At 36.6% G+C, this 25294-nt stretch carries 23 protein-coding genes; 21 read left to right on the top strand and 2 right to left on the bottom strand.

What is annotated here, in order from left to right; genetic code table 11:
- Nucleotides 1–11 precede the first annotated feature (11 nt).
- The 16 genes from J4771_RS06405 to J4771_RS06330 all read left to right on the top strand — a co-directional run bounded on the left by J4771_RS06405 (nucleotide 12) and on the right by J4771_RS06330 (nucleotide 17151).
- Complete coding sequence (locus J4771_RS06405) at nucleotides 12–800, top strand: polysaccharide biosynthesis/export family protein (protein ID WP_224137681.1); 789 nt, start codon at nucleotides 12–14, stop codon at nucleotides 798–800.
- 22 nt (nucleotides 801–822) lie between these two features.
- Nucleotides 823–3186 carry a GumC family protein gene (locus J4771_RS06400; protein WP_224137680.1) on the top strand — a complete coding sequence of 788 codons (2364 nt, stop codon included), beginning with the start codon at nucleotides 823–825 and terminating at the stop codon, nucleotides 3184–3186.
- A gap of 126 nt (nucleotides 3187–3312) precedes the next feature.
- The gene (locus J4771_RS06395) at nucleotides 3313–4746 is read left to right on the top strand and encodes a lipopolysaccharide biosynthesis protein (protein ID WP_224137679.1); all 1434 of its coding nucleotides are present in this window, start codon (nucleotides 3313–3315) and stop codon (nucleotides 4744–4746) included.
- A gap of 20 nt (nucleotides 4747–4766) precedes the next feature.
- A complete protein-coding gene (locus J4771_RS06390; protein ID WP_224137673.1) occupies nucleotides 4767–5840 on the top strand; it encodes an EpsG family protein in 1074 nt (357 codons plus the stop codon).
- A 38-nt stretch (nucleotides 5841–5878) separates the two neighbouring features.
- The gene (locus J4771_RS06385; protein ID WP_224137671.1) at nucleotides 5879–6754 is read left to right on the top strand and encodes a glycosyltransferase; all 876 of its coding nucleotides are present in this window, start codon (nucleotides 5879–5881) and stop codon (nucleotides 6752–6754) included.
- Nucleotides 6741–7769, top strand: a complete 1029-nt coding sequence (locus J4771_RS06380) for a glycosyltransferase (RefSeq protein WP_224137669.1) — start codon at nucleotides 6741–6743, stop codon at nucleotides 7767–7769. The genes J4771_RS06385 and J4771_RS06380 overlap by 14 nt, the downstream gene beginning before the upstream one ends.
- A gap of 176 nt (nucleotides 7770–7945) precedes the next feature.
- Nucleotides 7946–9037, top strand: coding sequence for a hypothetical protein (locus J4771_RS06375; RefSeq protein WP_224137667.1), 1092 nt, complete (start codon nucleotides 7946–7948; stop codon nucleotides 9035–9037).
- Nucleotides 9027–10187, top strand: a complete 1161-nt coding sequence (locus tag J4771_RS06370; protein WP_317196375.1) for a glycosyltransferase family 4 protein — start codon at nucleotides 9027–9029, stop codon at nucleotides 10185–10187. The genes J4771_RS06375 and J4771_RS06370 overlap by 11 nt, the downstream gene beginning before the upstream one ends.
- Complete coding sequence (locus tag J4771_RS06365) at nucleotides 10168–10776, top strand: sugar transferase (protein WP_224137665.1); 609 nt, start codon at nucleotides 10168–10170, stop codon at nucleotides 10774–10776. The genes J4771_RS06370 and J4771_RS06365 overlap by 20 nt, the downstream gene beginning before the upstream one ends.
- Nucleotides 10773–11387: an acetyltransferase gene (locus J4771_RS06360; protein WP_224137664.1), complete on the top strand. Its 615-nt coding sequence runs from the start codon at nucleotides 10773–10775 to the stop codon at nucleotides 11385–11387. The genes J4771_RS06365 and J4771_RS06360 overlap by 4 nt, the downstream gene beginning before the upstream one ends.
- Nucleotides 11377–12513 (top strand): DegT/DnrJ/EryC1/StrS family aminotransferase, encoded by a 1137-nt coding sequence (locus J4771_RS06355; RefSeq protein WP_224137662.1) that lies wholly within the window; start codon nucleotides 11377–11379, stop codon nucleotides 12511–12513. The genes J4771_RS06360 and J4771_RS06355 overlap by 11 nt, the downstream gene beginning before the upstream one ends.
- Nucleotides 12513–13058, top strand: a complete 546-nt coding sequence (gene rfbC, locus J4771_RS06350) for a dTDP-4-dehydrorhamnose 3,5-epimerase (protein ID WP_224137660.1) — start codon at nucleotides 12513–12515, stop codon at nucleotides 13056–13058. The genes J4771_RS06355 and rfbC overlap by 1 nt, the downstream gene beginning before the upstream one ends.
- 9 nt (nucleotides 13059–13067) lie before the next feature.
- The gene (gene rfbB / locus J4771_RS06345; protein WP_224137658.1) at nucleotides 13068–14147 is read left to right on the top strand and encodes a dTDP-glucose 4,6-dehydratase; all 1080 of its coding nucleotides are present in this window, start codon (nucleotides 13068–13070) and stop codon (nucleotides 14145–14147) included.
- Between the two features lies 1 nt (nucleotide 14148).
- Complete coding sequence (gene rfbA, locus J4771_RS06340; RefSeq protein WP_224137656.1) at nucleotides 14149–15006, top strand: glucose-1-phosphate thymidylyltransferase RfbA; 858 nt, start codon at nucleotides 14149–14151, stop codon at nucleotides 15004–15006.
- 124 nt (nucleotides 15007–15130) lie between these two features.
- Nucleotides 15131–16432, top strand: coding sequence for a 30S ribosomal protein S12 methylthiotransferase RimO (gene rimO / locus J4771_RS06335; RefSeq protein ID WP_224137654.1), 1302 nt, complete (start codon nucleotides 15131–15133; stop codon nucleotides 16430–16432).
- A 341-nt stretch (nucleotides 16433–16773) separates the two neighbouring features.
- The gene (locus J4771_RS06330) at nucleotides 16774–17151 is read left to right on the top strand and encodes a septal ring lytic transglycosylase RlpA family protein (protein WP_224137652.1); all 378 of its coding nucleotides are present in this window, start codon (nucleotides 16774–16776) and stop codon (nucleotides 17149–17151) included.
- Nucleotides 17152–17216: 65 nt separating this feature from the next.
- Here the strand turns inward: J4771_RS06330 and J4771_RS06325 are convergent, their stop codons facing one another.
- Together J4771_RS06325 and porX are read right to left on the bottom strand one after the other, a co-directional pair.
- Nucleotides 17217–17978: an exodeoxyribonuclease III gene (locus J4771_RS06325; RefSeq protein ID WP_224137650.1), complete on the bottom strand. Its 762-nt coding sequence runs from the start codon at nucleotides 17976–17978 to the stop codon at nucleotides 17217–17219.
- Nucleotides 17979–18237: 259 nt separating this feature from the next.
- On the bottom strand, nucleotides 18238–19779 hold the full coding sequence (porX, locus tag J4771_RS06320; protein ID WP_224137648.1) for a T9SS response regulator signal transducer PorX: 1542 nt from the start codon (nucleotides 19777–19779) through the stop codon (nucleotides 18238–18240).
- A gap of 277 nt (nucleotides 19780–20056) precedes the next feature.
- On the opposite strand from porX, the gene J4771_RS06315 reads away from it, so the two are divergent.
- From J4771_RS06315 to efp, 5 genes are all read left to right on the top strand, one after another.
- Nucleotides 20057–21268 carry an HD domain-containing protein gene (locus tag J4771_RS06315; protein WP_224137776.1) on the top strand — a complete coding sequence of 404 codons (1212 nt, stop codon included), beginning with the start codon at nucleotides 20057–20059 and terminating at the stop codon, nucleotides 21266–21268.
- Between the two features lie 57 nt (nucleotides 21269–21325).
- A complete protein-coding gene (lpxD, locus tag J4771_RS06310) occupies nucleotides 21326–22357 on the top strand; it encodes a UDP-3-O-(3-hydroxymyristoyl)glucosamine N-acyltransferase (RefSeq protein WP_224137646.1) in 1032 nt (343 codons plus the stop codon).
- Nucleotides 22350–23747 carry a bifunctional UDP-3-O-[3-hydroxymyristoyl] N-acetylglucosamine deacetylase/3-hydroxyacyl-ACP dehydratase gene (locus J4771_RS06305; protein ID WP_224137644.1) on the top strand — a complete coding sequence of 466 codons (1398 nt, stop codon included), beginning with the start codon at nucleotides 22350–22352 and terminating at the stop codon, nucleotides 23745–23747. Before lpxD ends, J4771_RS06305 begins: the two co-directional genes overlap by 8 nt.
- The gene (gene lpxA / locus J4771_RS06300; RefSeq protein WP_224137641.1) at nucleotides 23747–24535 is read left to right on the top strand and encodes an acyl-ACP--UDP-N-acetylglucosamine O-acyltransferase; all 789 of its coding nucleotides are present in this window, start codon (nucleotides 23747–23749) and stop codon (nucleotides 24533–24535) included. Before J4771_RS06305 ends, lpxA begins: the two co-directional genes overlap by 1 nt.
- Before the next feature lie 141 nt (nucleotides 24536–24676).
- Nucleotides 24677–25240, top strand: coding sequence for an elongation factor P (gene efp / locus J4771_RS06295; protein WP_224137638.1), 564 nt, complete (start codon nucleotides 24677–24679; stop codon nucleotides 25238–25240).
- Nucleotides 25241–25294 lie beyond the last annotated feature (54 nt).

The raw sequence follows: 25294 nt of genomic DNA, 5'->3' as shown, positions 1-25294 counted from the left end.
AAAAAATCATAATGAACAAAAACATAATATGGATGTTTGTTTGCTCATTTTTTTTGTTGACTTCTTGTAAGACAAAAGAAAAGACAAGTGAGCTGAACTACATGCAGAATGCGGAACAGATTGCTACTGAAGCATCATTGAAAAGTGCAGTCTCGACTATTCAGAAAGGGGATCAGCTGCTGATTATTGTCACTGCAAAAAATATGGAGGTGGTAAAACCTTTCAATCAGAATTACTATAATACTCAAGGGGTTACATCGCCATCATCGCAAAATGTTGAAAAACCCTATATCGTTGATTCCGAAGGAGAAATAGATTTCCCAGTTTTGGGCAAATTAAGTACTACCGGAAAAACGCTGGAAGAATTTAAAGGAGAACTCAACGGGAGAATTTCTCAGTATGTAAAAAATCCAACGGTTACCGTTCGTCTTGCTAACTTTAAAGTTACCGTACTGGGTGAGGTTGCCCGTCCCGGACAATATACAATTCCAGAAGGACAGACCACTTTGCTTAACGTTTTAGGTTTGGCTGGAGATTTAACCATGTATGGAAAAAGAGATGATGTCTTGGTTGTAAGAAATGTTAACGGTGAAGTGACCAAAGCAAGGATAAACATTTTGGATGCCAATTTTTTTAGTTCCCCTTATTTTAATTTGAAGCAGAACGACGTGATTTATGTTTCTGCGACGGAAGTTAAAGAAAAAACCGCACGCCTTGATCCTAATACAGGTACTTATATCGCTATTGCAAGTATGGTGTTGGGATTGGCCGGTATCTTCATCACCATCTTTAAAAAATAATTTTCATTTTATAAAAATATAAATGGCTCAAGTCTCAAATGCTGAAGTTGAAACTTCGAAGGATATTAATCTTAACGAACTTATAAAACCTTATTTGAAGAAATGGTGGTGGTTTGTGCTATCTGTACTTGCATTTCTCGTACTTGCCATTTTCTATATTAAAACTTCAACTCCAGTATACAGTGTGCAGTCCACTGTATTGATTAAAGATACAAAAAAGGCTCCTTCTTCTGAAATGGGCATGCTGTCTGAACTTGGTGGTTTCGGAAGCATGGGAACCAATAGCATCGAGAATGAAATGGAGGTCCTTAAATCTAAAAAATTGATGAAGGACGTGGTAAACGGTTTAGGGCTGCAAACTTCACTAATTTCTGAGAAAGATTTTAAAAAAAATGAACTTTACGGTAAATCTTCTCCTGTCATCATCAGAGTGATTAATGACAAAGAATATACAGAACCAATCAAGAAGCCATTGGACTTGAAGATTTCGGGTGATAAACTGGAGATTTCTTCGGAAGAACTTCCACAAAATATTGTTACCACTTACAATAAAACAATCAGCCTACCTTATGCCAATATCATGATTTCTAAAAATCCTGAGTACCGTCCCTCCAAAAAGGAAGATCTTGGCGACTTAAAAATTACCTACTCTTCTGCGGAAGGCGCTGTAAGCGGCTATCAAAAAATGACTAAGGTGACTTTGGTTAACAAAGACGCAACGGTAGTTAACTTGGCAATTAATCATCCAAATATCGATAAAGCGAAAGACATCGTCAATAAACTGGTAGAATCTTATAACAACGACGCTATTAACGACAAAAATTCTGAATCAAAAAAAACCAAGGACTTTATTGATGAAAGAATCACCATTATCGCTAATGAATTGGGTGAAGTCGAAAGTGAAAAAGAAAGATTTAAAGTTGCCAACAATATTACCGATATCCCAACAGAAGCGCAAATTAATTTGGGATCTTCCGCAAGTTCAAGAGCCCGTCTTTTAGATGTTGAAACTCAGCTGCAGGTTGCCAATGATTTAATTGGTTACATGAACAAATCTGGAGGTAACCAAACTCTACCATCGAGTGTTGGTTTAGGAAATCCCCTCGCAGCAGCCAATATTACTGCCTATAATCAGCTTATCCTGGAAAGAAACAAATTACTGGAAAATGCTACACCCCAAAACCCTTTGGTAATTGATCTTAACAAGCAAATTGCCAATTTGCGCGCTTCAGTAATGGATGCCTTGGTGAAAACCAGAGTAACTCTACAGGTAACTAAAAATCAGATTGAAGGCGAACAGAACTCAATTGCATCCAAAATTCGAAAAATTCCTGCACAGGAAAAACTTTTCAGAAGTATTGAAAGACAGCAGCAAATCAAGGAAAATCTATACTTGCTACTTTTGCAAAAAAGAGAAGAGGCTGCAATTTCTCTCGCCATTACTGCACCGAAAGCTAGAATAATAGATTATGCTTATGCTTCGGATCAACCTGTAGCTCCTAAGAAAATGATTATTTTGGCCGCCGCGCTGCTGTTCGGTTTGCTGTTGCCGTTTGCCTACATTTATTTAAGAGAACTGTTCAACAATAAGATTCGTTCTAAACATGATCTCGAGAAACTTACAACCGCTCCAATTTTAGGAGAGTTGCCACGTGTGGATAAAGGTGAAAGCGAGATTGTGGAGCTTAATGATCTTTCCCCGATGGCAGAAGCATTCAGAATTTTGAATACCAACGTAATGTTCATGCTCCCTAAAAGAGACAATGGAAAAGTTATCTTTGTTACTTCAACCGTTAAAGGTGAAGGTAAGACTTTTGCCTCTGTTAATTTGGCACTAACTCTAGCCACTCCTAAAAATAAGGTGATTATAATCGGAGCTGATATTAGAAATCCACAGTTGCAGAGATACAATCCGGCGAGAAAAGGATTAAGTGGATTGACAGAGTATTTATATGATGACAGTACCACGCTGGAAAGCATTACTCATGTTTCAAGTTTTAACCCTCATCTGGATGTTATTTATTCAGGAAGTATCCCTCCAAATCCTACAGAATTATTGTCAAATGGCAGATATGAACAAATGATTAATTTACTGAAGGATAAGTACGATTATATAGTTGTAGATACTGCTCCATTGATGCTTGTTACCGATACTTTCCTTACTTCTGATGTTGCAGATGCTACATTATATGTAACAAGAAGCGGATATACTGAACAGTCTTTGATTGATTTCGCAAACAAGCAAATCGACGCCAAGAAGATTAAAAACGTTGGATTTATTTTAAATGACGTAAGCAAAGACTACTTTGGCTATGGAAATAAATACGGTTACGGTTATACCAACGAGAACAGAACCTGGTTCGAAAAATTGAAAGACAAGCTGTAGAAAGGTTGTTTTAGATTGAAGGGATAAAGTATCATCCAACCTTTGTTTTAATAAAGAAACACCGCAAGTTTTTTTATTCAGTATTTCGAAAGCGGTTATTTATTTACATTATGAACAACAATAATTTTGGAATATAAAAATAAAGATTTAATCAGGGGTTTTGTTTGGAGCGGTTTAGACAAGTTGGGCGTGGTTTTCCTCCAGTTGGCTTTAGAGCTTATTCTTGCGAGATTGCTGTTACCTAAAGATTATGGTGTAATTGGAGTAGTTTTAGTATTCATTTCATTAGCCATTACTTTTTCGGAGGGAGGATTCAGCAATGCTCTTGTACATAAACTTAACCGTACCGAAACCGATTTTTCAACGGTGTTTTACTTCAACATGATTACATCATTTTTGATAGTAATCATCATCTTTCTTATTGCACCAACAGTTGAAAAATTTTTCAATATATCGGGTCTCACACTTGTTCTGCGAGTAATTTCGGTTAGCATCATACTTAATTCTGTTGTGCTGATTCACAAGGTGAAACTTAGTATCGCCATGGATTTTAAATCTCAGGCTAAATATTCTCTTGCAGCCGTGTTTTTGTCTGGTATTATCGGGGTTTATCTCGCTTATCACCAATATGGAGTTTGGGCCCTTGTTTTTCAGAATGTAGCGATGGCTTTTTTCAACGCAGTTTTTCTGTGGATTGGTTTTCGATGGTTTCCAAAGTTGGAATTTTCTGTAGAATCCTTGAAGAGTCTTTTTTCATTTGGATCAAAGATTTTGGCTTCATCATTATTGCAGGCTGCTTATTTTAATTCATACCCTTTCTTAATTGGAAGGGTTTTGTCGACAAGGGATTTGGGACTTTATGCCAAAAGCAACCAGTTTACACTGATGCCCTCGTCGGTTCTGACCACTGTACTGCAACGAGTTTTATTTCCTTATTTTTCTTCACATCAATCGGATGATGAAAGAATTTTTGGGCTTAATCAGCTTTATACGAAATTATCTTGCTTAATCTTCTTTCCACTTTTCTTTGTCATGGCAATGGTTGCGCAACCACTCATTATTATTTTGTTTTCTGAAAAGTGGCAGGATATGACGGGTATATTTGTAATATTTTGTGTAGCCTATACCTTTTATCCGTTGATAGTAAATAATATGATGATGTTCCAGGTGAAAAATAAAACGTCCCTTTTTTTGAAGATTGAAATCTTAACTAAAATTATAGGTTTAGTCTTTTTACTTGCCACCATAAACCGGGGTTTAATTGCAATTGCTTACGGAATTTTAGCGCAGCAAATCACCCAGTTTATCATCACCTCTTTCTTCGTTCAGAGTGTATTGAACAAAAACTGGTTGGAGCAGATTAAAATTATTTTGCCTTTCTTTTTCTTTTCAATTGGTTTGTTGTTTTTGATTCGTATAGGATTGGATGCGATCCCGCTTTCATTAATATGGAAGTTGTTCTTAGGTTTGGTTTTTGCCGTTGTGGGTTATATGGTATTTTATTTTATTTTTTACAGAAAAGACATTATGCTTATTCCAAAAATGATCCGTGGCAATTAAATTAATTAATTAGGAAGATTATGCTGGTTACCACCTTATTTTTAATAGGACATTTTTTTATTAATCAATTTCAATTGTTGGTTAACAGGAAGGTCGTTTATTACTTTTTTGGATTTATAGCCGTTGCCGTTTTTCTTTATTATGCAACACAAATTACCTATACTGCTGATTATGATATGTATAACAGTCTTTATGACTGGGAGTTTGAGGACACCGATATTTTGTTTCGCAATATGGTGTTGAGCTTTAAAGCCAACAGTTGGGGTTTCCACGCCTTGTTTGCCACCCATTTAGCGGCCTATACATTACTTTATTATTTTTTTGTACTTAAGTTTAATCCAAATGCATTTTACATTGTTACCATGTTTATTGCTTTGATGTTTGTTCCGTACATCAACCAAATAAGGTATTTTTTGGCATTTGCCTTCTTCTTGTTTGCCGCTTATTATCTTCTTTATAATCGTAAACTCATCCTTTTTGCCCTGTTTGCGGTTTTAGGGTTTATGTCCCATTCGGCTGTTGTCGTTTTATACATTTATTTTCTTGTATATCTTTTTGTACCTGAAAAGCTCTATGAAAAAGTGTTGAAGTTTAGTACCGTCATCCTTTTTGTTGCGAGTTATGTGGTTTCCAAAACCGCTATTGTGACTTACTTTGAACATTTCGGGGGCTATATGTCGGATGAAAACCAAAGTTCAGTTTTAGGTGGTATTTTCAACATTTTACCTGTCGTGGCGATTGTTTTTCCGATTTACTTATTGGATAGAAGATATAGGGGAGACCGCACGAACAAGACCTATATTTTCTTGAAGAAAAGCACTGTTTTTTCCGTGATCATGGTTCCGGCCTCAATTTTTATCCAAATCATCGGTCAACGCTATGTGTTTCCTTTTTTAATAATATGGATTATTTTCTTCCTTTTCCTGATTAAGGACAGAAGTTATCCCACAAGAGTCAGATATATCATTTTTTCCTATATCCTCATAGCTTTGGTGCTGTACTTGCAATATGGGCTTGCATACGTAATTTTTGGCGAATCATTTTTTGTGGAAGAACTTGTGAAATCTATTGAATCTATTGAGTCTTTAAAATAATTTGCAGAATTGCAGTTAAGAATTCAAACTTTTGAATTATGAAGAGCTTCTCTTTTGTTGTTGTTACTTACAATTCGAATCACTTGATTGAGAACTGTGTTTCTTCTATCCGTAAGTTTAGTGAAAAATATCTTGGGGATGTAGAGGTTATCATTGTAGATAACAGCACTACTGAAACTTATAACGAACTGACTCAAATCTGTGAAAGAATAAAACCCGATCAACTCATCCATAATTCAAAAAATGGAGGCTATGGTCAAGGAAATAACGTGGGGATAAATGCATCAAAAGGAGAAATTATAGCGATAATGAATCCAGATGTTATTCTTACCCAGATCGACTTTGATAAGGTGAGTAATTTATTTTTGAGAAATAAAAAACTTGGGATTGTGGGAGGCAGACAATTCGGTGGACAAAACCTCTCATTTTGGGTGCGTCCTGAATATGATTTTTCTGTCTTTTCAAGTCCTTTGTTTACAATACTTAATCGGCTGGGTTGGTTTTCAGATCGGTGGATGTTCCTTTCAGGTGCCTTTCTTCTGCTCGACAAAAAAAAGTTTAAAGAAATAGGCATGTTCGATGAGAACATATTTCTTTATTGTGAAGAATCAGATATTACCTTAAGAAACAATAGTAAAGGTTATAAGGCTGAATTTATAAAAGATGTTACCTATCAACATCTGATTAATGATAGGGAGAAACTAAATCCCAAAACACTTGAAATATTTTATAAAACCTTAAAATATTACATGTCTAAATATCACTTCAGTTTGAAGTCCTACCTTATGAGAAGAATAGTGTCCTATCAAATTATGCTATTTATTTTTAAAGTAACTTTTAGGAAGGATCTTTATCAGCAGTATAGTGAAAACCTAGCAGAGTTTAAAAAATTACTGTCCTATGATTTTAATTGATTCTGTATTTGTACATAATGGTGGTGGAAAAGTGTTGTTAAATTATCTCATGGCCGAACTTTCGAAACAGACTTTACATCAGATCTGTTTTCTATTTGATTCACGCATGAAAAGTGAAATCAATAAAATCGAGGGCTCTGAATATTTCTTTGCGGATGGTTTTAAAGACCGTTGCAAATTTTATGATCAACACGGTAATCGATTTAGAAAGATTTTCTGCCTCGGAAATATTGCACCACATAAAAAGCAAAGAGGGTTTGTCATCAATTATTTACACTCCAGCTTATATTTAACGGCAAACCTGCAAAAAGGCATTCTGGGCAATATCTCAATGTTTGCTAAAAAAGTGGTTTTTAATAAACTAAGAGGCAATGTAGATTTATGGATGGTGCAAACAGAAGTAATGAAAAGGATGCTTACTGAAAGCAAAAATGTAAAAAATGATAAAATCCTTGTGATTCCCTTCTATAAATCTTTGTTTTCTTTATATGGTGAAGAATCATTAAGCACTACAAAGAGAATAAAAGATACCTTCCTTTTTCCAAGTATTCCATCTGCACACAAAAATCATGATCGATTAATTGAAGCGTTCTGTAAAGCTTACGATCTAAATAAAAAAGGCGAGCTTCAGTTGACAATTGGTTCACAATACCCTGAGTTTTATCAAAAAATTAAGGAATTGAACGAGAAAGGTTATCCTATTACGGATTTAGGTTATTTGGATCGTCCATCTTTATCTAAACATTTTGCTGCTGCCGAATTTGTAATTAACCCCTCCCTTCGTGAAAGTTTTGGACTGATTCTTATTGAAGGATGTGAGTTTGGAAATAAAATAATTTCATGTGATGAACCTTATGTGGGCGAAATTTGCAAACCGTCACTAAATTTTAACGCACACGATGCAAATGACATCTCACGCGCCATTACAACCGCTATGGAAACGGAGCTTCCTGAAAGTAAGTTGCTTATACAAAACGAGATGGAGAAACTGGTTGAAAAGATATTGGAGAGTTAATGAATTTTTCACGTATTAAATGTTTTTGCAGTTATAATAAAAAGCGATAAATTTGGAGAAAAGGTTTTTAATTACATCTAAATAGGTCTTTAATATCCTGTAACTACACTTTATAAAATATAATTTTGAAAAATTTTAAAAAGATAGCTTTTATTTCAGCGCTACTTGTTTTATTTATGGGGTGTAAGTCTCAAAGTGATTTCCAGTACAGAAATATTCCTGCTGAATATGAATATCTTTATAAAGACACCCCAACAAAAAGAGCAGAGACCTTAAAGAATCTTAAGAATCCATATTATATTAAGACGGCGCTCCCAAAAAATTACGACACTACCGGTAAAAAAGATTATACCTCTATTTTTCAGTCTGCATTGTTTAATAATCGGGAAGTAGTGTTTCCGAAAGGAAAATTTTTTATCAATAAAAAGGGCTTAACGATACCCAGTAACACCAAAGTTTATTTTGAAGAAAATTCTGTGCTTCATTTCGAAAAGAACAATATGATACGGTATGAGATTCTGCGAATTCACGAGGTAGAAAATGTTCAGGTATATTACGCCAACATTGTTGGAGACCGCAATACGCATACTGGTAAAGACGGAGAGTGGGGATTCGGAATTTCTATTCAGGATTCCAAGAACGTGCTTCTTTACAAACCAATCGTTAAAGACTGTTGGGGAGACGGCATTTTCATAGGCTCTGAAGGAAAGATTAAGTCTCAAGATGTAACAGTGGATGGAGGTTTAGTAGATAATAATAGAAGAAATGGTGTTTCCGTAACATCAATTATAGGACTAAAGCTTTCCAATCTTATAGCAGCAAATTCCAACGGAACTTTTCCCAAATCGGGAATCGACTTTGAACCCAGCCTTAACTGGGAATTTATGGAGGAGGTAAATGTGAACAACATTGTGACTTTTAACAATCAAGAAGATGGTTTGCTTATTGTTCTCGTTAACTTGAAAGCTCCGCGAGAAAAGAACGTTTCTATAAATATCAACCAACACACTGATTTATATTCTAAATATGGAATGGGTTTAATGTTGGAGAAAAAAGAGTTACCGGGTAAACTTCCTTTAGGCTTTATCAATATCCAAAATGTAAATTATAAATACAACATCAATGGGGACATTCGAAATTATTCTCTAATTCCAGATAACAAGATAAAGATTATGATTAGCAACCTGAAGTCTAATAATAAAACGGATCGTGTTTTCAACAGCCAGGTCGTCCCAAACAACCTAACCATTAAAAATAGTGGCAAATAAAATCATTAGGGTAGCTACAATTCCCTTATCGCTCAACATCCTTCTCAAGAACCAGTTCAGTTTTCTGAGCCAATACTACAAAGTTATTGCAGTATCGAGTCATGGCAACGATTTGGAGGAGTTAGGATCTAGAGAAAACGTTAAGACTCACGCCATCGAAATCAAAAGAAAGATTTCGCTTATGGAGGATCTCAAGTCTTTATGGAAGCTGTATTTTTATTTTAAAAAAGAAAAGCCGCTCATTGTTCATTCCATAACTCCAAAAGCAGGATTGTTATCCATGATTGCCGCAAAAATGGCCAACGTACCCATTAGAATGCACACTTTTACCGGATTGATTTTCCCAACCAGAACGGGGCCTATGAAAAAGTTGCTCATCACTATGGATAAATTGCTTTGCTACTGTGCAACCCATGTTTATCCCGAAGGAAACGGCGTAAGAAACGACCTGATTAATTATAAAATCACCACAAAACCATTAAAACTTTTAGCCAACGGAAATGTAAACGGAATCGACCTAGAATATTTTGATCCCCAAATTATTTCAGCGGAAGAAAAAACTGAACTCAAGAGGAAAAATGATATTCATCCGCATGATTTTGTGTTCTTATTTATTGGCAGACTTGTAAAAGACAAGGGTATTAATGAACTGATTAAAGCATTCAAAAAATTTGACGGCAAAAATGTAAAACTCTTGTTGGTAGGTCCTCTGGAAACTGAACAAGATCCACTTTTGCCAGAAACGTTACGCGAAATCTCGGAAAATAAAAATATTGTCGCAGTAGGATTTCAGAAAGATGTGAGACCTTACTTCGCCATTTCGGATGTGTTGGTTTTCCCAAGTTATCGTGAAGGTTTTCCGAACGTGGTGATGCAGGCGGGAGCTATGAATCTGCCATCAATTGTAACAGATATTAATGGTTGCAACGAAATAATCATCAATAACCAAAACGGAATTATTATTCCTGCAAAAAATGACTTAATTTTGCAGCAGGCAATGAGCAAGATTTTTGAAGATGAAGAATTTAGAAACCTGCTTGAAAAAAACTCCAGAAAAATGATTGCAGACCGTTTTCAGCAGAAGGTTGTTTTAGAGGCATTGCTCAACGAATACCAAACTTTGGAGAATAATGTACAGAAATTTTCTTAAAAGAATTTTAGATTTTACTGCATCCTTATTTGGCTTAATCATTTTAAGCCCCATTTTTCTGATTGTTACCATCGGGCTTTTCTTTGCCAATGGCGGCAAACCATTTTTCTTTCAGAGAAGACCGGGGAAAGACGGGAAAATTTTCAACATCATCAAGTTTAAAACGATGAACGATAAAAAAGATTCCTCAGGAAAACTTTTACCGGATGCAGACCGTTTGACGAAGATCGGTGCTTTTGTAAGAAAAACTTCACTGGATGAAATCCCCCAATTAATCAACGTCCTTAAAGGTGAAATGTCGCTCATTGGACCCAGACCTTTGCTTCCGGAGTATCTATCTCTATATAATGACACCCAAAGAAGAAGAAATGAAGTAAGACCGGGAATTACAGGTTGGGCTCAGGTAAACGGAAGAAATACCATTAGTTGGGAAAAAAAATTTGAGTATGATGTTTACTATGTTGACCATTTGAGCTTTTTAATGGACTTGAAAATTTTGTTGATGACGGTAAAAAAGGTCTTTGTTTCAGAAGGTATTACTCAGGAGGGACACGTAACTTCAGAAGAATTTAAAGGTAATATTTTATGATAATTTTTGGAGCAAGTGGTCATAGTAAAGTGGTGTTGGATATTATTTTTGCCAATAACCAAACTGTAGATGTAATTGTGGACCATCACCCAAAAATTAGTGAATTATTTGGCATCCGTGTAACTTGCGATGATGAGATTGATGCTAAAGAAGATGCAATAATTGCGATCGGAAATAATAAAACCAGAAAAATAATATCGGAAAACTACGCTTTAAATTATGTTACTGCATTTCACCCTAATTCGGTAATCTCAAAATATGCAAAGATAAATTCAGGTACAGTGGTGATGGCAAACGTAGTAATAAATCCGGATGCTGAAATTGGCAGACATTGTATCATCAACACATCCGCGGTCATTGAGCATGATTGTAAAATTGGAGATTTTGCACATATTTCGCCCCACGCTGCTTTGGCCGGAAACGTCACCGTTGGTGAAGGTTCCCATGTTGGAATTGGTGCGTCTGTGATACAGGGTGTTACTATTGGCAAGTGGGCAACTATTGGTGCAGGTTCCGTCATTATAAAAGATGTCCCTGATTTTGCGACCGTGGTAGGAAATCCGGGCAGAATAATTAAAATAAATAAAAATATTCAGAATAATGAACGCTAAAATATGGCTCTCCTCGCCTCATATGGGAGGTACTGAACTCGATTATATTCATGAAGCTTTCGAACAGAATTGGGTTGCCCCACTTGGACCAAATGTAAATAGTTTTGAAGATGATTTGAAAACATATCTGAATGAAAATGTCGAAGTTGCTGCCTTAAGTGCAGGTACAGCAGCTTTGCATCTTGCTCTGATTATACTTGGAGTTAAGTATGACGACGAGGTTATTTGTCAGAGCTTTACCTTTTCCGCCTCGGCAAATCCCATAACTTATGTAGGTGCAAAACCAGTCTTTGTTGACAGCGAGCCAAAAACCTGGAACATGTGTCCAAAAGCTTTAGAAACTGCCATTAATGATAGAATTACTAAAGGTAAAAAGCCAAAAGCCATCATCGTGGTACATCTTTATGGAATGCCTGCGAAACTTAATGAAATTACAGAAATCGCAAATCGTTACGAAATTCCTTTGATTGAAGATGCGGCGGAAGCTCTAGGTTCTACGTTTAAAGGTCAAAAATGTGGTACTTTTGGTGAAATGTCCATCTTAAGTTTTAACGGTAACAAAATTATCACCACTTCAGGGGGTGGAGCATTGGTTTGTAAAACTAAAGAACAAAAGGACAAAGCTGTATTTCTTTCCACACAGGCAAGAGATAATGCACCGCACTACCAACATTCGGAAATTGGCTACAATTACAGAATGAGCAATATTTCAGCGGGTATCGGAAGAGGTCAGATGAAAGTTTTGAACGACCGAATTGAAGCAAGAAGAAAAAATCACCAGTTTTATCTGGACCTGTTTGAAAATTTTGAAGGCGTTACTGTTTTTAACGAACCCAACTCAGATTACTTTTCTAATCATTGGCTGTCTGCCATAGTGATTGATGAAGAAAAAGCAGGGTTCAACCGCGAACAACTGCGTTTAGCGCTAGATCAGGAAAATATTGAATCCAGACCTTTGTGGAAACCGATGCACCTTCAGCCGATTTTTGAAAGTGCACCTTATTTCGGTGGTAATGTTGCGGAAGAATTGTTTAAGAACGGACTGTGTTTACCATCTGGATCAAACCTCAATGAGGAAGATTTAGAAAGAATAAAGAATGTAATTTTAAGCTTTAAAAATTCATAATGAAAATTAAGGAAACACCTCTAAAAGATTGCTATATTATTGAACCCACCGTTTTCGAGGATGACAGAGGTTATTTCTACGAAAAATTCAATGAAAAGAAATTTGAAGAACTAACGGGAATGAACGGTCATTTTGTACAGGACAATATTTCAAAATCTTCCTACGGTGTTCTGCGCGGTTTGCATCTACAGAAAGGCGAACATGCACAGGCAAAACTGGTGTCCTGTCTGGAAGGTAAAGTTTTTGATGTGGCAGTAGATCTACGTGAAGATTCTCCCACCTTCGGTAAATGGTATGGTGTAGAACTTACCGCTGAAAATAAAATCCAGTTCTATGTTCCAAGGGGTTTCGGACATGGATTTTCAGTGCTCTCTGAAACAGCTGTGTTTGCCTACAAATGCGATAATTTTTATAATAAAGAAGCAGAGGGCGGCGTTTTGTGGAACGACCACGATTTAAATATTGACTGGCAACTTCCGGCAGAAGACGTGATTCTTTCTGAAAAAGACAAAGTTCAACCGACCTTTGCAGAGAAAAATTTTTAAAAAACATTTATGAAAAATATAATCATCACCGGTGGTGCCGGATTTATCGGTTCTCACGTAGTTCGGGAATTCGTAAAAAATAATCCAGAAAGCAAAATCATCAATCTTGATGCCCTAACTTATGCCGGAAATCTTGAAAATTTGAAGGATATCGAAAACGAACCCAATTACGTTTTCGAAAAAGCAGATATCACCAAAGTTGACGAGCTACGAAAAGTTTTTGAAAAATACAATCCCGATGCGATCGTACATTTAGCAGCAGAATCTCATGTGGACAGAAGTATCACCGATCCAAACGCATTTATCAACACAAACGTTATTGGAACTGCAAATCTTTTAAATTTAGCAAGAGAATTTTGGACTTTAAACCCAGATCATCAACACGGAAATTTTCCTGATGAGCCGAGAACCAACTTGTTCTACCACGTTTCTACCGACGAAGTTTATGGTGCTTTAGGTGAAACAGGATTCTTTACAGAAGAAACCGCTTATGACCCGAAATCTCCTTATTCCGCCTCTAAAGCGGCTTCTGACCATTTGGTAAGAGCGTACGGAAATACCTACGGAATGCCGTTCATCATTTCAAACTGTTCCAACAATTACGGACCGAATCATTTTCCGGAAAAATTAATTCCGCTTTGTATTCATAATATTTTGAATGAAAAACCGCTTCCAATTTATGGTGACGGGAAATATACAAGAGACTGGTTATACGTAATCGACCACGCAAAAGCAATCTACCAAATTTTCAACGAATCAAAAACGGGAGAAACTTACAACATCGGTGGTTGGAACGAATGGCAGAATATTAACCTGGTGAAAGAATTAATCAAGCAAGTTGACGAGAAAATCGGTAAACCTGCAGGTTATTCAGAAAAACTAATCACTTTTGTGAAAGACAGACCTGGACACGACAAACGCTATGCAATTGATGCTACAAAACTTGCCAATGATTTAGGCTGGAAACCAAGCGTAACTTTCGAAGAAGGCTTATCCAAAACTATTGATTGGTTCCTTGAAAACAAAGAATGGTTGGATCACGTGACTTCAGGTGATTACCAAAAATATTACAACAAGCAATATAATTAATATGAAAGGGATTATTCTTGCAGGAGGTTCTGGAACCAGACTTTATCCTTTGACGATTGCAGTTAGCAAACAACTCATGCCGGTTTACGACAAACCGATGATTTACTATCCGCTTTCAACCTTGCTTTTGGCGGGAATTAAAGATATTTTGATTATCACAACTCCGCATGACCAAGAAGGTTTTATTAAACTTTTGGGCGATGGTTCTTCAATTGGTTGTAATATTCAATATAAAGTTCAGCCAAGTCCGGATGGTTTGGCGCAAGCTTTTATTTTGGGAGAAGAATTTGTGGGTGATGATTCGGTTGCGCTCGTTTTAGGAGATAACATTTTTTACGGAGCAGGATTGCCGCAACTTTTATCTTCAAAAACCAATGTGAAAGGAGGCTGCGTTTTCGCTTACCAGGTTTCTGATCCTGAAAGATATGGTGTGGTAGAATTTGATGAAAATTTTAAAGCCATTTCCATTGAGGAAAAACCTGAACATCCGAAATCTAATTTTGCAGTTCCAGGTCTTTATTTTTATGATAATTCGGTGGTAGAAATTGCAAAAAATCTAAAACCATCACCAAGAGGAGAATTAGAAATTACCGATGTAAACCGAATTTATCTGGAAAAAGGTCAGTTAGAAGTCGGTGTAATGTCGCGTGGAACAGCTTGGTTGGATACCGGAACTTTCGATTCGCTTCATGAAGCTTCAGAATTTGTAAAAGTTTTAGAGAAAAGACAAGGTTTCAAGATATCTTGTATCGAAGAAATTGCCTACAAAAAAGGATTCATCAACAAAGAGCAACTTTTGGAAGCGGCAACAAAATATGGTAAATCAGGTTACGGAGAGTATTTGAAATCCATTATTTAACGAAATAAGAATTAAAATTGAAAAGACTTTAAACCAAAATTTAAAGTCTTTTTTTATTCCTAAATTTGCACCCTGAAAATCAAACTACTTCAAACGAAGACAAACAAAATCAAACTGAATTTAGATGCGAACAAAATCAACAGGAAAGAAAAAAATCAATATCGTGACTTTAGGATGTTCCAAGAATGTGTACGACTCCGAAGTTTTGATGGGACAACTCAAAGCCAACGGAAAAGAGGTGGTTCATGAAGATCGCGGCGACATTGTGGTAATCAACACTTGTGGATTTATTGATAACGCAAAAGAAGAATCAATCAACACGATTCTGGATTTTGTTGAGGCCAAAAACAGGGGAGAAGTTGAAAAAGTTTTCGTTACAGGTTGTCTTTCCGAAAGGTACAAACCAGATTTGGTGCGAGAAATTCCAGATGTTGACCAATATTTTGGAACAAGAGATTTGCCAATTTTATTGAAACATTTAGGTGCAGATTACAAACACGAATTGGTTGGGGAACGACTGACGACGACTCCAAGACATTACGCTTATCTAAAAATTTCCGAAGGTTGCGACAGACCTTGTTCCTTCTGCGCAATTCCTCTGATGAGGGGAAAGAATATTTCCACCCCAATCGAAAATTTGGTGATTGAAGCTGAAAAGCTCGCAAAAAAAGGCGTTAAAGAATTAATCTTAATTGCGCAGGACCTTACCTATTACGGGTTAGACATCTATAAAAAACGTGCACTCGGCGATTTGCTTTTAAGGTTGGTGAAAGTAGAGGGAATCGAGTGGATCCGTCTTCATTACGCTTTTCCAACGGGTTTTCCGGAAGATGTTTTAGAAATTATCAAGAACGAACCAAAAGTTTGTAACTATATTGATATCCCGTTGCAGCACATCAATTCAGATATTCTGAAAGCGATGAAACGTGGAACTTCGTATGAAAAAACGAATGCGCTTCTAGACAAATTCAGAACTCAAGTTCCGGATATGGCGATCAGAACGACTTTAATCTGCGGTTTTCCAGGAGAAACAGAAGAAAGATTTCAGGAAATGAAAGAATGGGTGCGTACACAACGTTTCGATCGATTGGGTTGTTTCACTTATTCCCACGAAGAAAACACTACTGCTTTCGAATTGGAAGACGATGTTCCGCAAGAAGTAAAAGAAAGAAGGGTAGAGGAAATCATGGAATTGCAGTCCCAGATTTCCTGGGAGAAAAATCAGGAAAAAATCGGAAAAGTTTTCCGCTGTATCTTCGACAGAAAAGAAGGAAACTATTTCGTGGGAAGAACAGAGTTCGATTCACCGGATGTTGACAACACCGTTTTGGTTTCTGCCGAAAACACCTATTTATCTATTGGAGAATTCGCTGATGTTAAAATTACTTCCGCGGAAGAATTTGATTTGTACGGCGAACTGGTTTAAGAAAAAGCAAAAATTCAGTTTATTTTTACTAAAAATACATATTTAATTAAGCAAAAAACTTTCAGAATTTCTGAAAGTTTTCATTTTGTTATCAATACTGATTATCAGTAGCTTTGCGTTGATTTAATGGTGTTGTTATGCGACAATTAGTTAATAATCTTAACATTTATCAATTGATTTTAACACTTTTTAACAATCTTTGTCGATTCCCATTATCAGCGGCGAAACACGGTTTGTTAACAAAATTTTAAGAATTCGTTAAGAGACTTTAACCAACAAAGTGTTGCAGGTTTAAAATTCAGGATAAATTTGCAGAGTCAAAACCAATAAAATAATTCAAAATGATGAAAAGAGCTATTCTCGTAATCATAATGATGATTTCAACACTTGGTTTATTCTCTTTCAAGAATAATGCCACAGATGCTAAAAAAACAAGTTTTGCATCGTACTACCACGATAAGTTTAATGGTAGAAAAACAGCAAGCGGAGAGATTTTCAGTAACTCGAAACTTACCGCAGCTCACAGAACGCTTCCTTTTGGTACTGAAATAAAGGTAACCAATTTGAGGACAGGAAAAAGTGTAGTAGTAGAAATTAACGACCGAGGTCCGTTTCATTCTTCCAGAGCACTTGATCTTTCGAAAGCAGCGTTCAATTCGATAGGTAATCATAAAAATGGTACAATGCCTGTTGAGTATGAAATTGTCGACAACGATTAACATTACGATTTAAATGTAAAGCCGGTTCAGTAGAGCCGGCTTTTTTTATTTCATCTTTTATTGTCTTAATGAAGTTCTACCATCACCGGACAGTGGTCGCTGTGTACGGCTTCCTTAAGAATTACTGCGCGCGACAGTTTCTCCTTTAACGTATACGACACGAAATTATAATCCAATCTCCAACCTTTGTTTCTTGCCCTGGAATTTTGCCGGTAACTCCACCACGAATAATTTTCGGGTTGATCATTAAAAAACCTAAAACTGTCAATCAATTCGCACTCATCAATAAATTTGCTCAACCATTCTCTTTCAATCGGCAGAAATCCTGAAACATTTTTCAAACCTTCCGGATTGTGAATGTCGATCGGCTTATGGCAAATGTTGAAATCGCCAGAAATCACCAAATTGGGAACTGTTTTTTTTAACTCTTTAATATAGTCTAAAAAATCATAGCAAAACTGAAGTTTAAAATCTAATCTTTCAATATTCGAAGCAGACGGAACATAAACCGAAATCACAGAAAAATCCTCGAAATCTGCACGAATAATTCTTCCTTCTGAATCGTAATGTTCAATTCCGCAACCGTATTCAATATGTTTGGGTTCAACTTTAGAGGCGATCCCAACTCCGGAATAACCTTTTCGTTGTGCAGAATGCCAATAACTTTTGTAACCGAGTTTTTCTAAACTTTCAATATCGATTTGGTCATTTCCCGCTTTACTTTCCTGAATGCAGATAATATCGGGATCAGCAACTTTAAGCCAACCCAACAAATCTTTCGTAAAGGCAGCACGAATTCCGTTGACGTTGTAAGAAATAATTCTCATTAAAAAAATTGTTTCTTCAAAAATACGGAAAATGATGGAAGGTGGAAGTTGGAATATGGACGATGGAAGCTGGAAGATGGAAGCGGATTTGGATAAATAGAATAGATGAGCTTCTATCTTATAATCCTCGAAACCCGAATCTATCACCTCTAATCAGGTAATTCGAATCTCGAAAACCGCACCTCGCAAAAAACAGGGCGGAAAAAACCGAAGCTTTTTCCGCCCAAAGAACCCAAATCAAATAAACTATGAAAAAAAACTATTTGGGCTCCAAAATACTGATCGGAATAATGCACTCCTCCAGTGAAATTCCGCCGTGTTGATACGTGTCTTTGTAGTAATTTACAAAGTGATTGTAGTTTTTTGGGTACGCCAAAAAGATGTTATTCTTGGCGAAAATATATTTAGAACTCAAATTTCCTTTGGGTAAAAACAGTTTTTCTGGGTTTGAAATCGCCCAAACATCGCTGTTTTCGTAAGTCAGACTTCTTCCCGTTTTGTACCGAATGTTGGTTGAGGTTTCTCTGTCGCCCACCACTTTGCTCGGTTTTTTCACGTAAACCGTTCCGTGATCAGTGGTAATCACCAACTTGAAACCGTTTTCAGCGGCAGTTTTGATAATCTTAATTAAAGATGAATTTTCAAACCAATTATAAGTCAATGAACGGAAGGTCTTGTCGTCACGAATCAACTGATTCACAATCACATTATCCGTTTTTGCGTGAGAAAGAATATCGATAAAGTTGTAAACAATAACGAGTAAGTCATTGTTTTTGTGTTGGTTAAAATCATCAAGAATTTTTCTTTCAAAATCCGCATTTAATATTTTCAAATATTTCATTGATTTGGAGGAAAGTCCCAATCTTTTCATCTGATCCTCTAAAAAGTCGCGTTCGTGCTCGTTTTTGTTACCTTCCTCATTGTCATTAAACCAATATTGCGGAAATCTCTTTTCAATTTCAGACGGAAGCAAACCTGCAAAAAATGAATTTCTCGCATATTGCGTCGCAGTCGGCAAAATTGAAAAATAATAGTCCTCCGAAGTTTTGTTATAAAATTTCGTAAAAAGCGGTTCAATTACTTTCCATTGGTCATAACGTAAATTATCAATCATTAACAATAAAACCTTTTCCTTCTCAACCTCGCTCTTCACCTTGTCCTTAAAAAGAGTATGGCTCATCATCGGTTTGTCACTTCCATGAAGCCAGTCTTCATAATTGTTTTCGATAAATTTGGAAAACTGAATATTCGCTTCCTCTTTCTGCGACTGCAACAAATCGGAAAAATCGTTATCAAAGACTTTGTCGAATTTAATTTCCCAATTCAGGATTTTCTTGTAATATTCCGCCCAATCTTGGTAGGTTTTCAGATAAGAAAGTTCCATGGAAAGATTTCGGAATTCCTGTTGATATTCCAAAATGGTTTTCTGCTCTACCAAAGTATCTTCCTGAAGATTCTTCTTTAAAGACAGCAAAACCTGATTAGGATTTACCGGCTTTAAAATATAATCGGCAATTTGCGAACCGATTGCCTGTTCCATGATTTGTTCTTCCTCGTTTTTCGTCACCATCACAATTTTGATGGCAGAATCGATATTTTTAATCATTGGAATCGCTTCCAACCCTGAAATTCCGGGCATATTTTCATCGAGAAGAGCCAACTGGAAGTTTTCTTTTTCAATCATTTCCAGAGCTTCGTTGACGTTGTTTACGGGTGAAACATCGTAACCTTTGTTCTCTAAAAATACAATATGGGGTTTCAGTAAATCTACTTCATCATCGATCCAAATCAGTTTTGACATATATTTTTGTTTAAAGTTTAAAGTTGAATGTTTAAAAAAAACAGCAGTTCCAACCTTTTAAATTGCATCAAAAATACAACCAAATTTTGCCAAGTTTTCTTTAAAAACACGTTAAAATTGAGTTAAAGTGAACGGTCTTGCAATTCCAATTGAAGTTAAAATCAAAATCATGGCATATTTATTTAAATTTGTGGCTGGAAGATGGAAGATGGATGCTGGAAGATTTACAGCTGCATATAAATTTCAAATTTCAAACATCAAATTTCAAAATCAAGGCATGACCAACAAATTCAAAATTATCAACGATCCTGTTCACGGTTTCATCCAAATTCCACACGAAATTATTTTTGATGTGATTGAACATCGCTATTTTCAGAGGTTGAGAAGAATTTCGCAAACCGGATTACTGAATTTGATTTTTCCGGGTGCGACTCACACGAGATTTCATCACGCTTTAGGAGCGATGCATTTGATGTTTACGGCGTTGGAAACTTTAAAATTGAAAGGTGTAAAAATTTCCAGAGAAGAAGAAAAATCTGCAATGTTGGCGATTTTGCTTCACGATATTGGTCATGGTCCGTTTTCGCACGCTTTGGAAAATATGTTGATGGACGATTGGCATCACGAAAAACTTTCGCTTTTGCTGATGAATAAAATGAACGGGGAATTTGGCGGCGAACTTTCAATGGCGATGGAAATGTTTCAGGGAAAATATCATAGAAAGTTTTTTAACCAACTAATTTCTTCCCAACTCGATGTTGATCGACTCGATTATTTAAAGCGCGACAGTTTCTACAGCGGCGTTTCCGAAGGAAATATCAACACGCAAAGAATCATTTCGATGATGAATGTTTCGCATGAAGAATTGGTGATTGACGCCAAAGGAATTTACTCGATTGAAAATTTCCTCACGGCGAGAATGTTCATGTATTGGCAGGTTTACTACCACAAAACTTCGGCTTTGGCGGAACATCTCTTGGTTAAAATTTTAGACAGAGCTAAAAAACTCGTTTCTCTCAGAAAAGACTTACCTGCTTCTGAAAATTTGAAATATTTTCTCCACAAGAACGATTTTGAGAGAGCTACCGAAGAAGACATCCGACGATTTACCGAACTCGACGACAACGACGTGATTCAGGCGATGAAATTTTGGACGAAAAATGAGGATTTTATTTTGTCTTATTTATGTAAATGTGTGATTCAAAGAAATTTCCCGAAAACGATGATTTCATCGAAGCCTTTTGATGAAGCATTTATTCAAGAAAAAGTTGAAAAAACCAATGAAAAATTTGGAATTGAAAACGGAAATAAATTGGTGGATGAAATTTCAAGAAGCCTGCTTCCCTACAATTCCGAAAAGCAGCCGATTTACCTTTTACAAAAAAACGGTGAAAAAATTACGCTTGAAAATTCTGAAAATCAAATCCTTTCTTCATCGATTAATCAGTTGAACACGAAGTATATTTTGTCATTTCCGAGAGAAATTTAATCCTTAAAATTCCCAAAATTATATAGCGTATTTCATAATTTCTTATCTTTGCAGGATATGGAATTTACTGCATCTCAAATTGCAAGTTATATCAACGGGAAAATTATTGGTGACGAAAATGCCGTGATTACAGGCGTTTCACCAATTGAAAGTGGCGAAGAAGGTCATCTTTCTTTTGTTGCCCAAGATAGATTTGCAGATTACATCGGCTCTTCGAAGTGTTCAGTTCTCATAGTTTCAGAAAAACTTTTAACCAAAAACAGTTACTCGAAAACCATTATCGCTGTTGAAGATGCTTATCTTTCTTTTCAGGTTTTAATGAACCTTTACAAAGAAATGCAGGGCAGAAAATCAGGCATCGAAGACGGAGCGGTTTTTCACGAGACTTCCAAAGTGGGTGAAAATGTTTATGTAGGAGCATTCACCTGCGTTTCAGAAAAAGTTAGAATCGGAGACGGAACACAAATTTACCCCCAAGTTTTTATCGGTAAAAACGTAAAAATTGGCAAAAACTGCATCATTTATAGTGGCGTTAGAATTTACGATTACTGCGTGATTGGTGACAATTGTATCGTGCATTCCAATACGGTAATCGGATCGGACGGTTTTGGTTTTCAGCCCACAAAAGACGGTTACCAAAAAATCCCGCAACTTGGAAATGTGGTGTTGGAAGACCATGTAGAAATTGGCTCCAATTGCAGTATAGACCGTGGTACAATCGGTTCAACGATTATTGGTAAAGGAACCAAAATCGATAATTTGATTCAAATCGCACACAACGTAAAAATCGGGCAGAACAACGTCATTGCTGCACAAGCTGGAATTGCAGGTTCAACTGTAATTGGTGATTGGAACCAAATTGGTGGTCAAGCTGGAATTGTGGGTCATATTCAAATCGGAAACCAAGTGAAAATCCAAGCGCAAAGTGGCGTAAATAATAGTACTAAAGACGGCGAAATTCTCTACGGCTCACCTGCAATCAATGCAAGTGATTACCGCAGAAATTATGTTCATTTCAGAAACTTCACCGAAATTGTAAAACGTTTAAATAATCTTGAGAAAAACTCAAAAGATAAAACTAATGAGTGATAAACAAAAAACTTTAAAAGAGGAAGTTTCACTTTCAGGAATTGGACTTCATACCGGAAGAGAAGTTACCTTAACCATAAAACCTGGAAAAGAAAACACAGGTTTTGTGTTCGTGAGAACCGATTTAGAAGGCAATCCGCAAGTGGAAGCCGACGTAAATTACGTGACTACAACTGAGCGCGGAACAACTCTAGAAAAATTGGGCGTAAGAATTCACACTTGCGAACACCTCCTTGCCGCTTTGGTTGGTTGTGATATCGACAATGCTGTTCTTGAAATGAACAGCGCAGAACCACCAATTTTAGATGGTTCTTCTAAATTTTTCGTTGACGCAATCGAGAAAGCAGGAATTGAGGAACAAAATGCGCCAAGAGAATATCTGGTCATTAAAGAAGTCTTAAACTATGTTGATCCCGTTACAGGTTCTGAATTAACGATCATTCCATCAGATACTTATGAAGTTACAACGATGGTCGATTTTGGAACGAAAGTTTTGGGCACTCAAAATGCAACTTTAAAAGACATCACTGAATTTAAGGATGAAATTTCAACGGCAAGAACATTTAGTTTCCTGCATGAACTTGAAATGTTGCTGGATGCAGGTTTAATAAAAGGCGGCGATATTTCCAACGCAATTGTTTACGTTGATAAAGAACTTACCGACGATACCGCCGAAAAATTGAAAAAAGCATTTGGCAAAGAACATCTATCCATTCGTCCAAACGGAATTCTGGATAACTTGACCTTAAATTTTCCAAACGAAGCTGCACGTCATAAATTGCTCGATGTAATCGGTGATTTGGCGTTGGTTGGGGTTAAAATTAAAGGGAAAGTCATTGCCAATAAACCGGGACATTTTGTGAACACCCAGTTTGCAAAAAAACTCAACAGACAGTGGAAACTGCAAAGAAAAAAGAACGTTCCAGATATTGATATTTACAAGGAGCCGGTTTTCGACATCAATGGAATTATGAGATTGATGCCGCATCGTTATCCGTTTCTTTTGATTGATAAAGTTTTGGAACTTTCCGATACACACGTGGTGGGATTGAAGAATGTAACATTCAATGAACCATTCTTCGTAGGACATTTCCCCAAAGAACCTGTAATGCCCGGAGTTTTACAAGTTGAAGCTTTGGCACAAACGGGAGGAATTTTGGTTTTGGCAAGTGTTCCGGATCCTGAAAATTACTCCACTTACTTTATTAAAATCGATAAAGTAAAATTCAAGAAAAAAGTCGTTCCAGGCGACACCATGGTATTTAAAATTGAATTAATCTCTCCCATCAGAAGAGGAATTGTTCACATGCAAGGTTACGGATATGTTGGCGATAGCGTAGTGGTTGAAGCAGAATTGATGGCACAGGTTGCAAAAAATAAACCCGAGTAATGGTACATCAGTTAGCTGCAGTTGATAAACGTGCAAAAATCAAGAAAAACGTAATCGTAGAACCATTTACCACCATCGCAGGTGATGTGGAAATTGGTGAAGGAACTTGGATTGGTTCCAACGTTACGATTATGGATGGAGCAAGAATCGGTAAAAACTGCAAAATTTTTCCAGGAACGGTTATTTCAGCAATACCGCAAGATTTGAAATTTGATGGCGAAGATACACAAACCATTATCGGTGATGGAACAACTTTAAGAGAATGTGTCACGATTAATCGGGGAACAAAAGCACTTGGCTATACAAAAGTAGGCAGCAATTGCCTGATTATGGCAACTTCTCACGTAGCACACGACTGCATCATCGGAAATAACGTGATTATTGCAAACGGTTGCGGAATTGCAGGTCACGTAGAAATTGGTGACTTTACAGTAATGGGCGGTTTATCCGCAGTACAACAATTCGGAAAAATAGGAAAGCACACGATGATTTCAGGTGGTTCTTTGGTTAGAAAGGATGTTCCGCCTTATATCAAAGTGGGACGGGACCCGATTTCTTACGCAGGAATTAATTCTGTTGGACTAAGAAGAAGAGGCTACACCAACGAGAAAATCTTCGAAATCCAAAAAATTTACCGATACCTTTTCCAAAGTAAAATGAATGTTTCACAAGCAACAAGCATCATCGAAAAAGAAATGCTTCCAACTGCTGAACGTGATGAGATTTTAGAATTCATCAAAAACTCACCAAGAGGAATCGTGAAAGGTTACGGAACAGGGAAGGAGTAGGGACAAATCGTGAAACCTAACCAAGTGGTTCGACGAAGTCAATTGTCCAGAACACAAAGTTTTCTAAACCCGAAACAAGAACATAATAATCAGTTCAAGACCTTAAACCTTGAACATCAAACTTTAAACAAAATTTTTTAGATGGCAACAAGCAACGATATCAAAAAAGGACTTTGCATTGAATACAGCAACGATATCTACAAAGTAATCGAATTCTTACACGTAAAACCAGGAAAAGGTCCTGCTTTCGTAAGAACAAAACTAAAATCAGTAACCAACGGAAAAGTAATCGACAATACCTTTTCAGCAGGTCATAGAATTGATGAGGTGAAGGTAATCACCAGAAAATTCCAGTATCTTTATGAGGATGATAATGGTTTTCACTTTATGAATAATGACGATTTCTCTCAGATCTACATCAACAAAGAAATGATTGAGAACGCACAGTTCATGAAAGCAGGTGAAGAAGTAACTATTATTTTGAAAGAAGCGGATGAATCTCCACTTTCTGCCGAAATACCACCAACGGTTTATTTGGATGTGGTAGAAGCTGATCCAGGTGTTAAGGGAAATACTGCAACCAACGCTTTGAAAAATGCCATCGTAGAAACCGGAGCAAGAGTAATGGTGCCTTTGTTCATCGAAGCTGGTGACAAAATCAAAGTAAACACAGAAGACGGAAGTTATTTAGAAAGAGTGAAATAGTTTAGCTGGAAGATGGGTGCTGGAAGATGGATGCAAATCACGATTCTTTTAGCA

This window comes from Candidatus Kaistella beijingensis, assembly GCF_020084865.1.
Lineage (GTDB): Bacteria > Bacteroidota > Bacteroidia > Flavobacteriales > Weeksellaceae > Kaistella > Kaistella beijingensis.
This window is presented reverse-complemented; position numbering and strand designations above follow the sequence as displayed.